The sequence below is a fragment of the Paraburkholderia diazotrophica genome (genome assembly GCF_900108945.1).
Taxonomy (GTDB): Bacteria; Pseudomonadota; Gammaproteobacteria; order Burkholderiales; family Burkholderiaceae; genus Paraburkholderia; species Paraburkholderia diazotrophica.
This window is the reverse complement of sequence record NZ_FNYE01000004.1, coordinates 147,350-161,304: the sequence shown is the minus strand read 5'-3', so window position 1 is coordinate 161,304 and position 13,955 is coordinate 147,350. Positions and strand designations below refer to the sequence as shown.

Genomic DNA, 13,955 nt, shown 5'->3' with positions numbered 1-13,955 from the left:
GTGAAGCACGAAGCGCGCACGCCGAACAAGGACACGGAATCTAGATGGACGACAACACTCCCGATCTTTTTGCCGAGCCGGCAGCGCCCGAGGGCGATGTCCTGACGCTTGGCAACTACGCGGAACGCGCGTACCTCGACTATGCGGTGAGCGTGGTGAAGGGCCGCGCGCTGCCCGACGTCAGCGATGGTCAGAAGCCCGTACAGCGGCGCATCCTGTATGCGATGAACGAGATGGGCCTCGGCGACAACGCGAAGCCCGTCAAGTCGGCGCGCGTCGTCGGCGACGTGCTGGGCAAGTATCACCCGCACGGCGACCAGTCGGCATACGACGCGCTCGTGCGTCTCGCGCAGGACTTCTCGATGCGCTATCCGCTGATCGACGGCCAGGGCAACTTCGGCTCGCGCGATGGCGACGGCGCGGCGGCGATGCGTTACACGGAAGCGCGTCTCACGCCGATCGCGAAACTGCTGCTCGATGAGATCGACCAGGGCACCGTCGATTTCATGCCGAACTACGACGGCTCGTTCGAAGAGCCGAAGCTGTTGCCCGCGCGTTTGCCGTTCGTGTTGCTGAACGGTGCGTCGGGTATCGCGGTCGGTCTCGCGACGGAAATCCCGTCGCACAATCTGCGCGAAGTCGCGGCGGCCGCCGTCGCGATGATCCGCCATCCGAAGATCACGCACGCCGAGCTGATGCAGCACATGCCGGGGCCGGACTTCCCGGGCGGCGGCCAGATCATTTCGAGCGAAGCAGAAATCTCCCAGGCGTATGAGACGGGCCGCGGCAGTCTGAAGGTCCGCGCGCGCTGGAAGATCGAAGATCTCGCGCGCGGCCAATGGCAGCTCGTCATCACCGAACTGCCGCCGAATACGTCCGGCCAGAAGGTGCTCGAAGAGATCGAGGAACAGACGAATCCGAAGATCAAACTCGGCAAGAAGTCGCTGACGCCCGAACAGTTGCAGACGAAACAGACGCTTCTGGGCCTGCTCGATGCCGTGCGCGACGAGTCGGGCAAGGATGCGCCCGTGCGTCTCGTGTTCGAGCCGAAGTCGCGCACGATCGATCAGACGGAGTTCGTCAACACGCTGCTCGCGCATACGAGCCTCGAATCGAACGCGACGCTGAACCTCGTGATGGTCGGCGCGGATGGCCGTCCGCGTCAGAAGGGCATCGCCGAGATGCTGCACGAGTGGGTCGGCTTCCGCTTCACGACGGTCACGCGCCGTTCGCAGCATCGCCTGGGCAAGGTCAACGACCGGATTCACATCCTCGAAGGCCGGATGATCGTCTTTTTGAATATCGACGAAGTCATCCGCATCATCCGTGAATCCGAAGAACCGAAGACGGCACTGATCCAGGCCTTTGGTTTGTCCGATCGACAGGCCGAGGACATCCTTGAAATCCGGCTGCGTCAGTTGGCGCGCCTGGAGAAGATCAAGATCGAGAAGGAACTGTCCGAGCTGCGCGACGAAAAAGCGAAGCTCGAAGAACTGCTCGGCAGCGAGCCGGCGATGAAGCGCCTGCTCATCAAGGAAATCGAAGCGGACGCGAAGCAATACGGCGACGACCGCCGCACGCTGATCCAGCAGGAAAAGCGCGCGACGTTCGAAGCGCGCATCGTCGACGAGCCGGTGACGGTCGTCGTATCGCAAAAGGGCTGGGTGCGCGCGCTGAAGGGTCATGGGCTCGACCCCGCCGGCTTCACGTTCAAGGCGGGCGACAGTCTCTATGCCGCGTTCCAGTGCCGCACGCCCGATACGCTGATCGCGTGGGGCAGCAAGGGCCGTGTGTACTCGGTAGCCGTGGCGCAATTGCCGGGCGGACGCGGCGACGGCGTTCCCGTCACGTCGCTGATCGAACTCGAATCGGGCACGCACCTGATGCATTACTTCGCGGCGTCGGCGGACCAGTCGCTGCTGCTGGCGTCGTCGAATGGCTTCGGCTTTATTGCGAAGGTCGGCGACATGGTGAGCCGCGTGAAGGCGGGCAAGGCGTTCATGACGATCGACGAGGGCGCGACGCCGCTCGTGCCGATGCCGATGCTGCCCGACGCGACGCAGGTCGCGTGTCTGTCGGGCGGCGGGCGTCTGCTCGTGTTCGGTCTCGACGAGATGAAGACGCTGTCGGGCGGCGGACGCGGCGTGACGCTGGTGGCGCTCGATGCGAACGAAGCGCTGACGCAGGCGCTCGCGATCAACGATGCGGGCGTCGTGCTGCAAGGCATTTACCGCAACAAGCCTTCCGAGGAACAGCTGTCGGGCAAGGCGCTCGCGCCGCATGTCGGCAAGCGCGCGCGCAAGGGACGTGCGCCCGATACGAAGCTGAAGGTGACGTCGCTGCGTCCGGTGCTGGGCGGCGAGTAAGCCGTGTCAGCCGTGTCAGTGCGGGGAATGTGCAGGGTTCATTCGCCGCGCACGGCATGAACGTCTGGCCGTACTATCTTCGCTGCGGCGCGCGTCATTGCAGTGTGCTTTGCGAACGCGCGCCGCGGCGAAAACCGTGAGCGGGGTCTCTCACGGCGCAATACAAAAGAAATCAGCGCAGAGAATGAACTGCGCATAACGTCGCGGGTCGAACGCGGTCGTTGGCTCATGTCGGAGCCGACACATTATCGACCGGGACATAACGGCAGCGCGCCATCATCGGGAAAGGAAAACAAATATGAACAAGGCGATCGAAGTCGCGCTCTTTCTGCATCTGCTGGGCGTCGCCGTGTGGATCGGCGGTATGGTGTTCGCGCACTTCTGCTTGCGCCCGGCACTCGAAGATCTCTCGCCGCAATTGCGTCTGCCGCTGTGGGAATCGGTGTTCGGCCGCTTCTTCAACTGGGTGGGCGTGTCCGTGCTGGTCATTCTGCTGTCGGGCGGTTTTCTGCTGATGCAGTTCGGCGGCGGTCACGCCACCTGGCAACTGCACGCGATGGCCGGCCTCGGCATCATCATGATGCTGATTTTCGGGCATATCCGCTTCGCGGTGTTTCCGCGTATCCGCCGCGCGGTGCAGGCGCAGAAATGGCCCGACGGCGCGCGCGCGGTGGCAACCGTGCGGCGTCTCGTCATCGTGAATCTGGTGCTCGGCATCGTGACGATCGGTGTAGCGGTGCTGTCGCGCGGGTTCTGATGATCGTGTCCGTGCCGCTGTAGCGCTCGACCGTTCCAGCCAGAAGCGCCGCCCATGTCGTCCTTGCAACGGCATGGGCGGCGCTTCTGACATCGGCGGCGGTGAAGCGCTGCGTCACGCCACGTGTCCGATATACAGCCACACGCCGCATACGACGGCGACCGTCCCATACACGGCATACACGGGCAGCTTCAGTTTCGTGAAGCACAGGCCCGAGAACAGCGCCGTCACGAGATAGGACGGTTCGAGCGGCACATGGCGCACGATGCGCAGCACGGCGACGGCGAGAAAGGCCGTCGTCACCGCGCGCAGCACGCGCATCCCATGCTCGAAGCGCGGGTTCGTCTTCAGTCGATGCAGATGGCGCTGCGCGAGCACGACAAGGCAACCCGACGGCACGAAGAGCGCAATCGTCGCGATCAACGCGCCATGCCATCCTTCGACCAGATAGCCGAAGAACGGCACCACGTTCAGAAGCGGTCCCGGCGACAACGGCGACAGCGAGAACGCGAGCGTGAATTCATTGTCCGTGACGCCGATTGTCGGCGTGACCAGCAGCGTCTTGAGCACAGGCAGCGCGGAAAAACCGCCGCCGAACAGCGTCAGTCCCGCGCCGGCGAGACGCGGCCATAACAGCGCGAGTTCGTAGCGATGCGGCAAGGGCAGCGCGAACATCAGCAGCAGCACGCCCATGCCGGTCAGCAGACGCCAGTCGCCCGCGCTCAGCGTCGTCGCGAGGCGCTCGCCGCGCGCGTCGCTGCGCAGCCATCCCGACATGAACGCCACGCCCAGCAGGCCGATGTAGGCAGCAGGTGTATGCGCGCCGACCAGCGCGATGCATCCGAGCACGGCCGCCGTCCATTCGAGCCGTCCGCGCACGAGCGCGCGCGTCTGCTTGTACCAGGTCACGCCGATCAGCGTGGCAAGCACGACGCTGAAGTGATCGAGCAACGTCTGCGACGCGACCTCGCGCACGATCGGCGTACGGTAGAAGACCGCGAATGCCGTCATCAGCATGAAGAAGGGCAGAACGCTCGCGAGGCCCGCGACCCATGCGCCCGCGCGTCCGCGCAGCACATGGCCGAGCTGGACCGCGACGTTGCAGCCGACGGGCCCAGGCACCATCCACGCGAGCGCCACGATATCGGAGAACGCGAGGTGCGTCAGGCGTTCTTCTCGCTCGACGTAGTGGTTCTCCAACTGCGCCATCAGCGCGAGTCCGCCCCACGATAGCGCGGACAATCCGAACACGACGCGAAAGAGCGTCCAGAGCGGCTCGCGCTCGTTGCTTCGTGCAGCTTCGTCTGCGGTTGGCGCGCTTAGCGCCGACATGTGCCGGGCTGGCCGCATGCGAACACCTGTCGGGTTGGTTTCTGATGCGGCGCGCGCTGTCGATGGCCGCGACGGCGCGCGCCGCCCTGATGCGCGTCCGGGCGCAACCGCCCGATATGCGCCGATACCGTTCATGTCCTGCTTGTATGTCCTGCCCGTGTGTCTTGCCTCTATGACGCCGGACAGGCTGACAGGAACGAAGCCGCGTCGATGCGGCGTTGTTCGTCAGGCCGACTCGTCGCTCGTGCTCGAAGCGTCGCTGGTGCTGTCGGCGTCGCCGATGTGCGCGACCCGCACGCCGTGCGCGCCGCACACGCCGAAGCGTTCGAGCAGCGCCGGGATGCCCTCGACGGGCACGGGCCGCGAAAACAGAAAGCCCTGCGCCTCGATATGTCCGAGTGCCGCGAGCCACGCGATCTGCTCTTCCGTCTCCGTGCCTTCGACCACCACTGTCAGCCCGAGTGAACGCGCGAGATTGACGATGGCCGACACCATCACGCAGACGCTGCGGTCGCCGGGAATGGCCTGCACGAACGAGCGGTCGACCTTCAGCGTGTCGACCGAGAAGCGGTTCAGATACGACAGCGACGAATAGCCGGTGCCGAAGTCGTCGAGCGCGATGCGCACGCCGAGCCGCTTCAACGCGAAGATCTTTTCGGAGACGAGATCGGGATACTCCATCATCGCCGTCTCGGTGATTTCGAGCTCGAGGCGGCGCGCGCTGATGCCCGATTCCTCGATGGCCTGCGAGATCGTTTCGTACAGGTCGCCGCGCCAGAACTGCACAGCCGAAATGTTCACGGCCAGCGACAGCGTGTCGTAGCCTTGCTGCTGCCACTGCGCGAGCTGTCGGCACGCAGTGCGGATCACGAAATCGCCGATGGGCACGATGAGGCCCGTGGACTCGGCCACGGGGATGAACTCGTTCGCGGGAATCAGACCGTGCTGCGGATGATTCCAGCGCACGAGCGCCTCGAAGCCGGTAATGCAGCGGCGCGACAGATCGATCTTCGGCTGATACGCGAGGAACAGTTGCTGGTCGGCGAGTGCGACGCGCAGCTGCTGCTCCCACTTCATCAGATGGTCCGCGCGATGCGACAGATGCGGCGAGTAGAACTGATAGCAATTCTTGCCCGCATCCTTCGCGCTGTACATCGCGAGGTCGGCCTTCTTCAGCAGATCGATTTCGCTTTCGTTCGCCACCGAGTACAGCGCGATGCCGATACTCGCATGCAGCACGAACGAACTGCCGCGCACTTCGAACGGCTTTGCGAACACGTCGGAGATCACTTCCGCGAGCGTCACCGCGCGCTTCTCGACATCGTCGCCCTTGAGCACGACGACGAACTCGTCGCCGCCGATCCGCGACAGGGTGCCCGCATCGGCGACGGCATCGGCGAGACGCGCGGCCGTCATCTGCAGCACGATGTCGCCCGCGTTGTGGCCGAGCGTGTCGTTGACAGTCTTGAAGTTGTCGAGGTCGATGAAGAGGATCGCCAGGTGGCCGACGTTCATCGGTTGCGTCACGTCGTGACGCAGGCTTTGCAGCGTCGAGTAGCGGTTGCGCAGACCCGTGAGCAGATCGAACTCGACGAGATGCGTCATCTCGCGCTCGCGTCCGAGCAGCTTGCCGATCAGACCCGTGGCGACCGCGAAGAAGCCAAGCATCGCGAGCGAGATGAAGCTCGCCATCAGCAGATAGACGTTGCGCGTGTGGTTGTAGTCGGCGAACTCTTCGGCCTGCGACAGACCGACCAGCACGCCGAGCGGATAGCCGTCGATATGCCGGTACGACACGATACGCGTGACGTTGTCGATCGAATCGACGTAGGTGCCCGACACGTGCTCCGAAGTCGGATAGACACCCGTCGCCGTGAACACGCCTGGCGCACTTTCGGTGTTGCCCGTGCGACGCGCAAGCACGGCGCCGCTGTCGGAGATCACGGCGATCACGCCTTCGCGACCGATGGCCGCGTTGTTGTAGAAGTCGGTCGTGAAATAGCTCGGGTCTTCCGACACGACCACGACACCCGCAAACGTGCCGTCGGGATGATTCAGGCGGCGCGTCATCTGCAAGGTCCAGTGGCCCGATACGCGGCCGAGCACGGGCTTGCTGATGAAGAGCTGATCGTCGTTCTCGTGCTCGTGAACCTTGAAGTGCTCGCGGTCGGACAGATCGATCGGCTTCGGATTGGATTCGGCTGTGTTCGCGATGAGCTTGCCGTGCTCGTCGATCAGCGACACCTGCACGAGTGTTTCGCTTTGCACGACGCCTTTTTCGACTGTGCTCGTGAGATCGAAACGCCCCGGCGATTTTTCGAATTCGTATTTGACGAAGCGCGTGATCTGATCGACCTGGTGAATGGCCTTCACCGTGTGCTGTTCGAGCGCCGCCGACAGAATAGCGGCCGACGCCATCGCCTCGCGATAAGTCGTGTCCTTCTCAACCGACAGTCGCGCGAAGATCACCGTCCATAGCAGCACGAGCACCAGCACGCCGAGCGCGGGAATCGCGAGCAGCGCGCGTCGGCGCGTACCGGCCGGATCGAGGCGGTGCCTGACGTCGCGCGCGGAAGAGAGGCGGAACTGATTCATCGGATAGACCGTGACCCTGTGCGTTGCGGCTGTGCTTGCGTTTCGGTGCTTGCGTTGCGAACGACTGCGCGAATGTTAAAACCGGCTGCATCGAATGGTTGAGATGCCGCAACTGCTGCGGGAAGCAGGGGCGTGGTGGCGAGCCAAACCACCCGGTTGGTCAACGGTTACGTTTTGATATTACTGAAAGGGCAATAATTAAGAAAGGTCTCGCGCATCGGGTATACGCTCGGCCTGGCGGGCATGCGAACGAATCATGCGCGCGTTGCCACCACTGGCCGGACGGGCGCGCCAGGCGGGCGTTTGAAAGACTGAGTCGAAAACAGCCGGCGTGTCAGCAATCGCGTGAATGGATCGGCAACAGCCATTATGGCAGCGAGGCCATTCATGCAGGCTGCATGAATGGCCTCGAATGCGTGCAATTGGCTTTGCTGTGTCGGCGCATCCGGCGACTTTTAGAACATCCAGGTGACGCGCGAATGTCAGTTTCGGCAACGACGCGAATGGTTGCTGCGTTTATGGCAACCTGAAAGTGCCGTCGACGATCGTCACGGATGCGCCGCCAATCCATATCTTGTCTGCCGCATCGTCGTAGCGGATCGAGACATCGCCCGCACGGCCCAGCGCCGTGCCCTGGCGCACCGTGTATTGCGCGCCGGGCCGGCGGCTCTGCTGCGTGAGCAGTCCTGCAAGCGCAGCGTTTGCACTGCCCGTCACGGGGTCTTCCCCAATGCCGAGGCCGCCGCCCATCATCAGGCAGCGCAACTCGAAGGTCGCGGGTCCGTTCGGATCGTGCGGACCGTAGGCTGCGATGCCGTGCGCACCGACCGTCTTCGCGACACGCTCGAGCAGTGCGGCATCCGGTTCGAGCGCGAGACATGCACGGGCCGAATTCATACGGACGACGAGCCATTTTGGACCGTTATCGACGCCGCAGGGTTGCGCCGTGTAATCGATTGCATCGCTGCGCAACGTTTGAGCGAGTGCCGGGTATTCGCTTTCGGCGAGCGGCGTCACGCGCGCGGGCGGCGCGGCGAAAGCCCACACGTTGCGTTGGCTATCTTCTTCCATCATTTCGATGAGGCCCGCGGCGCATTGCTGGACCATACGTCCCGCCTGCTTCGGCTGATTGCCGGCTTCGCGCCACGCGTGCGCGGTGCCGAGCGTCGGATGGCCGGCGAACGGCAACTCGCCGCGCGTCGTGAAGATGCGCACGCGATAATCGGCCGACGGGTCGGTCGGCTTTAACAGGAACGTCGTCTCCGACAGATTCGTCCAGCGTGCGATTGCCTGCATCTGTACGGTGTCGAGTCCGTCCGCATCGAAAACCACGGCGAGCGGATTACCTTTGAACGGCACTGACGTGAACACGTCGACCTGTTTGAAGCGAACGGTTTTCTCTTGCATCGTCTGTTTCCTGTTCGGTGTTTTGCCCGGTTGCTCGCTCAGCGATGTGGCTGGTTGTGTGTTGTGACCGCACAACGTCAACTGCGTCCAGTCCGCGCGACAGTGAAGGCACAAAAAAACACGCCGCCGATGACGCGTTCACGTCATCGACGGCGTGTCGGCGTCGAACCGGTGATGAAGGCGCTCGCAACGAGCGCCTATCCATGCAATACGCGCCGCTTATTGCACCTCGGCGATCAGCTCGATCTCGACGCACGCGCCGAGCGGAATCTGCGCGACGCCGAATGCCGAGCGCGCATGCTTGCCGCGCTCGCCGAACACATCGGCGATCAACTCCGATGCGCCGTTCGTCACGATGTGCTGCTCGGTGAAATCGAGCGTCGAGTTGACGAGGCTCATCAGCTTGACGATACGCGTCACGCGGTTCAGGTCGCCGACATGCGCGTGCAGCGTCGCGAGCAGGTCGATTGCGATCGAGCGCGCCGCGGCCTTGCCTTCTTCCGTCTTCAACGTGTCGCCGAGCTTGCCCGCCCACACCTTGCCGTCCTTCTTCGCGATGTGTCCGGACAGATAAACCGTGTTGCCGCTTTGCGCGCTCATCACGTAAGCGGCGGCGGGTGCGCCTGCTACGGGCAGTTCGATGCCCAGTTCCTTCAGCTTGTCATACACATTCGATTGAGCCATGACGTGTCCTCGTCGGTGAATGGAAAGAGTCGTTTGCGATGCGCTTACACGCGCGCGCGAATCAGTTCAGCGAGACGCGCAATGCCTTCGTCGATCTTCGCGGGCGGCACGGTCACGAACGACAGGCGCAACGTGTTCTGCTGCGCCTCGTTCGCGAAGAACGGACCGCCCGGCACGAACGCGACGTTTTGCGCGACGGCTTCTTCGAGCAGCTTCATCGAGTCGATATGCTTCGGCAGCGACACCCAGATGAACATGCCGCCTTCCGGACGGTTCCACGTAACGCCTTCCGGCATGTAGCGTTCGAGCGAACCGAGCATCGCTTCGCACTGGTCGCGATACAGCGCGCGAATCTTCGGCACGTGCGTATCGAGGAAGCCGTCCTTCACGACTTCATGCACGATGCGCTGCGTGAAGCTGGGCGTGTGCAGGTCGGTGGCCTGCTTGGCCTGCACGAGCTTGAAGTGCAGTTCTTCGGGCGCAATGATGTAGCCGATGCGCAGACCCGGCGCGAGCACCTTCGAGAACGAACCGAGATGCACGACGTGATCGGGCGCCATCGACAGCATCGTCGGCAGCGGCTCGCCCTTGTAGTCGAGCGCGCCGTACGGATCGTCTTCGATGACGGGGAAGGGCGCCGATTTCGCGAACTCCGCGAGCGCGCGGCGGCGTTCGACGGGCAGGCGGCGTCCTGTCGGATTCTGGAAGTTCGGCTGCGCGTACAAGAGACGCGCGCCTTTCGTCAGTTCCGGCGTGAGACCTTCGGGGATCAGGCCGTTGGCGTCGGTCGGCACCTGCACATAGCGCGGCTCGTACATCGAGAACGATTGCAGCGCGCCGAGATACGTCGGCGTTTCGACGAGCACGGGGCTTTCCGGGCACACCAGCACCTTGCCGAGCAGATCGAGTGCCTGTTGCGAGCCCGTCGTGATCAGCACCTGCGACGGACGGATTTGCGCGCCGTTCACCGAGTAGCGATGCGCGACCCATTCGCGCAGCGGCATGTAGCCTTCCGTCGCGCTGTACTGGAGCGCGGCGGCGGGCGAGTCGCGCAGGATGCGGTCGGAGGCTGTGCGCATTTCCTCGGCCGGGAACGTGGCCGGCGAAGGCAGACCGCCCGCGAACGAAATGACCTCGGGCCGCTCGGTGACCTTCAGGATTTCGCGGATCGCCGAGCTGGTCAGCTTGCGAGCGCGTTCGGACAATTGCCAGGTCGGGGCATTGAGGTCGCTTTGATTCATGGGTCTCCTCGTCGGTATGGCTTGAACAGGTGGTCGGTCAAAAAAGCGATTATCGCGCGAACTCGTCACGCGGCGCGAACGGGCCGCGCGGTCGTTTGCACGGCGGTCTTGCGGCCGAGCATCACGGTGGCGATCACGGCGGCGGCGAAGATCCAGGTGATGGCCGCGACGTCCTCGCCGAAGAACAGGGCCGAAAAGGCCATCGTGAAGAAGATCTGCAGCAGCTGAACCTGGCCGACGCGCGCGATGCCGCCCATCGCGAGGCCCGCATACCACGCGAAGAAGCCGATGAACTGCGAGAACAGCGTCACGTAGCCGAACGCGAGCCAGGTCTTCAACGCGACGGGGCCGGGATGCGTGACGTGCTGCTCCCAGCCGAGCCACGCGACGGGAATCAGCAGGAACGGCGCGGACACGACGAGCGCCCAGCAGATCACCTGCCAGCCGCCCATCTGCCGCGCGAGCCGCGCGCCTTCCGCGTAGCCGAGCGCGCCGATGCCGACGGCCACGAGCATCAGCAGGTCGCCTGCCTGGAATGCGCCGCCGCCCGCCTGCAACGCAAACGCGACGACGATCGCGCTGCCCGCGACGGCGCTCGCCCAGAATGCCTTCGACGGCCGCTCGTGCGACAGCCACGCCGCGTAGATCGCGACGCACAGCGGCTGCAAGCCGTTGACGACGGCGCCATGCGACGCGGGCACGCTCTTCATCGCCCACGCAGAGAACACGGGAAACGCGATGATCACGCCGAGCGACACGACCGCGAGGGCCTTGAGCTGTGGCCAGGTCGGCAGCTTTTCGCGGCGGATCGCGAGCAGCGCGGCGGCGGGAACGGAAGCGGCGAGCGCGCGCCCCAGGCCGTTCAGCAACGGGCTGAATTCGGCGACGACGATGCGGGTCATCGGCAGTGTCAGGCTGAAGATCATCACGCCGATCAGGCCGAGCAACATGCCTTGGGTTTCGCGCTTCATTGCTTCTCTCTCTCCGTGCGTGTGGTTATTTGAGCGTGCGCAGGCCGCTCGGGGTTTCGATTTCGGCGGCGAGCGAGCGCGCGCCGTCCGTGCTTTCGAGCGCGATCAGTTGTTCCGCGCCGAGCCACTGCAGTTGCTGCGCGACGAGATCCGCTCGCGGATGCCAACCCTTCAGCGACTTGAGCAGCAGGCCCGTTTCCGGCAGCACCGTCGACGGATGGCGCGGCGTGTCCCATTGAATCAGCGACGGCACGATGCCATCGCCCGCGCCTTGCCATGCGGGGAACGCGCCATCGTCGGCGACGGTGAGGCTCCACGTGAAATCTCCGCGCGTCATCGGCACGACAGTGGGGATGCGCTGCGGATACTGCTGTTGCCACAGCGCGAGATGCTTCGGCCGCTCGACGCGCGCGGCCCAGTGCGACAGATATGGACCGTTGGCGAGCCGCGCGTGCGTCGCGGGATCGTCGAGCGCGAACAGGCGTGGCCGCGCGTTCGCGGTGTCCTGCGCATCCGGATCGATCGCGATGACTTCCAGATACGCGCCGTCCCACAGGTTGAGCAGCCGGTTGTGCGTGCGCATCGACGGATGCGCGCCGCCGCCCGACGGCGCGACGCCGAGCGTATCGGCGACGTATTCCGTGCCTTCGTCGAGCGTGCGGGCGGAAACAACGAGATGGTCGAGTCGTAGCGTGTGTGCGGTCATGGCTGCAAGGGAACGGTCGGTCGGCTGGAAGCCGCCGCTAAGGCAGGCAACTGTCTGCCGGATGCCGGGGCCACCAGGGTTAATCCGTAAGAATAACCGTTCGGCGCGGCCGGACCATGCGCAGTGAGGCAAGGCCGGTATCGGCGGGCTTTGCGCCGCCGTCTGATAAAGCGGGCAATGTGAAAACAGCAGCAGCGTCGAATCAAATGTACCGGCAGCGACCGGCACAGTAACGGTACAATCGGCTCGATACTGTTCGGTACAGTTGTCTGGTCACATCGTTGTCCATTTGACCGTGCCTGCCGTACAGCGGCGGCGGCCTTGTTTGCGCTGCCCACGCCGGCCATCGTGCCTGTTTCCGTTGCCGTTTCCGACGTTGCCCTTGCAGCGCATAGCTGGAGTCCGCCATGTCCGTCCCGCTCGACCTGATTCCCGCACCCCACGACGCGTCGGCGCTCACGCTCGTCGATCAGCTCGTCCAGTGGGCGCGCCGACGCATCGAAGAGCGCGTGTTCCGTCCCGGCATGCGCATGCCGTCGATCCGCAAGCTTGCGCTCGACAAGGGCGTGTCGCGCTTCACGGTCGTCGAGGCGTACGAGCGGCTCGTCGCGCAGGGCTATCTGGATTCGCGCCGTGGCTCCGGCTTCTACGTGCGCGAGCGTCTTGCGGGGCCCGTGTCCGTCGAGCGCCGTCTTTCGTCCAACGCCGCGCCCGATGCGGCGCCCGCGCCCAGCACGATCGACGTCGTCTGGCTGCTGCGCAATATGCTTCACACGTCGACGCGGCCTGAGCGCGGACCGGGCCTCGGCTATCTGCCGTCGCGCTGGCTCGACGGCGAGCTGATCACGGGCGCGCTGCGCACGCTCGGCCGGCAAAGCGGCGCGCAGATGCTCGGTTTCGGCACGCCGCAAGGCTTCCTGCCGCTGCGTCAGCAGTTGCAGACGCGGCTCGAAGAGCTGGAGATCGGCGCGTCGCCGGAACAGATCGTGCTCGTGTCCGGCATCACGCAGGCGATCGACCTGATCGCGCGGCTCTACGTGCAGCCGGGCGATACCGTGATCGTCGGCGATCCAGCGTGGTTCCAGATGTTCGGGCGCTTCGCGTCGCAGGGCGCGCGCCTCGTCGGCATGCCGTACACGCCGGACGGCCCCGATCTCGACGCGCTGGAGGCACTCGTGCAGACGTGGCGCCCGAAGATGCTCGTGATCAACTCGGTGCTGCAAAATCCGACGGGTACGTCGTTGACGGCGGCGCAGGCGTTCCGCATTTTGCGGCTCGCGGAGGAGTACGACTTCATCGTCGTCGAGGACGACATCTACGGCGACCTGTGCCCGCCGGGCTTTGCAGCGACGCGCCTCGCGAGCCTCGACCAGCTGCGGCGCGTGATTTACCTTGGCAGTTTCTCGAAGACGCTTGCGGCGAATCTGCGGGTCGGCTTCATGGCGTCGTCGCTGGATGTGGCGAAGGCTGTGACGGATCAGAAAATGCTCGTCGGCATGACGACGCCCGAACTGAACGAGCGCGTTCTCTACAAGATCCTGACGGAAGGGCACTACCGGCGGCACGTCGAGCGGCTGCGCGCGCGGCTCGACGGCGTGCGCGACAAATCCGTGCGGATGCTCGAAAAAACGGGGCTGCGGATGTTTCTGACACCGGCAGCGGGCATGTTCGTGTGGGCGGATACGGGCGTCGACGCCGATGCGCTCGCGGCCGCCGGCCACGAGGAAGGCTTCTTGCTGACACCGGGAAGCCTGTTTTCGCCGCAGCAGTCGCCGACCACGTGGATGCGCTTCAACGTCGCGAATTGCGGCGATCCGGCGCTGCCGGCGTTTCTGTGCGGCTATCTGGACGGAGTCGCGCGCCGCGCTTCATGACATGAAGCCTCTTGAATTGGCG

General features: G+C 64.5%; 10 protein-coding genes. 3 read left to right on the top strand and 7 right to left on the bottom strand.

Going from position 1 to position 13,955, the window contains the following annotated elements:
• Positions 1-44: 44 nt before the first annotated feature.
• The gene (gene parC, locus BMW76_RS07365) at positions 45-2,366 is read left to right on the top strand and encodes a DNA topoisomerase IV subunit A (RefSeq protein ID WP_090864498.1); all 2,322 of its coding nucleotides are present in this window, start codon (positions 45-47) and stop codon (positions 2,364-2,366) included.
• Positions 2,367-2,664: 298 nt separating this feature from the next.
• Positions 2,665-3,123: a CopD family protein gene (locus tag BMW76_RS07360; protein WP_087734477.1), complete on the top strand. Its 459-nt coding sequence runs from the start codon at positions 2,665-2,667 to the stop codon at positions 3,121-3,123.
• A 114-nt stretch (positions 3,124-3,237) separates the two neighbouring features.
• On the opposite strand, the gene BMW76_RS07355 is transcribed toward BMW76_RS07360, so the two are convergent.
• The 7 genes from BMW76_RS07355 to BMW76_RS07325 all read right to left on the bottom strand — a co-directional run bounded on the left by BMW76_RS07355 (position 3,238) and on the right by BMW76_RS07325 (position 12,059).
• Positions 3,238-4,473, bottom strand: coding sequence for a chromate transporter (locus BMW76_RS07355; RefSeq protein ID WP_177200323.1), 1,236 nt, complete (start codon positions 4,471-4,473; stop codon positions 3,238-3,240).
• A gap of 207 nt (positions 4,474-4,680) precedes the next feature.
• Positions 4,681-7,050, bottom strand: a complete 2,370-nt coding sequence (locus tag BMW76_RS07350; protein ID WP_090864496.1) for a bifunctional diguanylate cyclase/phosphodiesterase — start codon at positions 7,048-7,050, stop codon at positions 4,681-4,683.
• A 516-nt stretch (positions 7,051-7,566) separates the two neighbouring features.
• Positions 7,567-8,457 (bottom strand): PhzF family phenazine biosynthesis protein, encoded by an 891-nt coding sequence (locus BMW76_RS07345; RefSeq protein ID WP_090864495.1) that lies wholly within the window; start codon positions 8,455-8,457, stop codon positions 7,567-7,569.
• 219 nt (positions 8,458-8,676) lie between these two features.
• Positions 8,677-9,141, bottom strand: coding sequence for a RidA family protein (locus BMW76_RS07340; RefSeq protein WP_090864494.1), 465 nt, complete (start codon positions 9,139-9,141; stop codon positions 8,677-8,679).
• A 44-nt stretch (positions 9,142-9,185) separates the two neighbouring features.
• Positions 9,186-10,382, bottom strand: a complete 1,197-nt coding sequence (locus tag BMW76_RS07335; RefSeq protein WP_090864493.1) for an aminotransferase-like domain-containing protein — start codon at positions 10,380-10,382, stop codon at positions 9,186-9,188.
• A 65-nt stretch (positions 10,383-10,447) separates the two neighbouring features.
• Positions 10,448-11,353, bottom strand: coding sequence for a DMT family transporter (locus tag BMW76_RS07330; RefSeq protein ID WP_090864492.1), 906 nt, complete (start codon positions 11,351-11,353; stop codon positions 10,448-10,450).
• 25 nt (positions 11,354-11,378) lie between these two features.
• The gene (locus BMW76_RS07325; protein WP_090864491.1) at positions 11,379-12,059 is read right to left on the bottom strand and encodes a VOC family protein; all 681 of its coding nucleotides are present in this window, start codon (positions 12,057-12,059) and stop codon (positions 11,379-11,381) included.
• A 407-nt stretch (positions 12,060-12,466) separates the two neighbouring features.
• Between BMW76_RS07325 and BMW76_RS07320 the strand changes: the two genes are divergently transcribed.
• Positions 12,467-13,933 (top strand): aminotransferase-like domain-containing protein, encoded by a 1,467-nt coding sequence (locus BMW76_RS07320; protein WP_090864490.1) that lies wholly within the window; start codon positions 12,467-12,469, stop codon positions 13,931-13,933.
• The last annotated feature ends 22 nt before the right edge of the window (positions 13,934-13,955 follow it).

Bases quoted from the DNA above. Each gene is read 5' to 3' on its own strand.
- parC (WP_090864498.1), top strand. From the start codon at position 45: ATGGACGACAACACTCCCGATCTTTTTGCCGAGCCGGCAGCGCCCGAG.
- BMW76_RS07360 (WP_087734477.1), top strand. From the start codon at position 2,665: ATGAACAAGGCGATCGAAGTCGCGCTCTTTCTGCATCTGCTGGGCGTC.
- BMW76_RS07355 (WP_177200323.1), bottom strand. From the start codon at position 4,473: ATGCGGCCAGCCCGGCACATGTCGGCGCTAAGCGCGCCAACCGCAGAC.
- BMW76_RS07350 (WP_090864496.1), bottom strand. From the start codon at position 7,050: ATGAATCAGTTCCGCCTCTCTTCCGCGCGCGACGTCAGGCACCGCCTC.
- BMW76_RS07345 (WP_090864495.1), bottom strand. From the start codon at position 8,457: ATGCAAGAGAAAACCGTTCGCTTCAAACAGGTCGACGTGTTCACGTCA.
- BMW76_RS07340 (WP_090864494.1), bottom strand. From the start codon at position 9,141: ATGGCTCAATCGAATGTGTATGACAAGCTGAAGGAACTGGGCATCGAA.
- BMW76_RS07335 (WP_090864493.1), bottom strand. From the start codon at position 10,382: ATGAATCAAAGCGACCTCAATGCCCCGACCTGGCAATTGTCCGAACGC.
- BMW76_RS07330 (WP_090864492.1), bottom strand. From the start codon at position 11,353: ATGAAGCGCGAAACCCAAGGCATGTTGCTCGGCCTGATCGGCGTGATG.
- BMW76_RS07325 (WP_090864491.1), bottom strand. From the start codon at position 12,059: ATGACCGCACACACGCTACGACTCGACCATCTCGTTGTTTCCGCCCGC.
- BMW76_RS07320 (WP_090864490.1), top strand. From the start codon at position 12,467: ATGTCCGTCCCGCTCGACCTGATTCCCGCACCCCACGACGCGTCGGCG.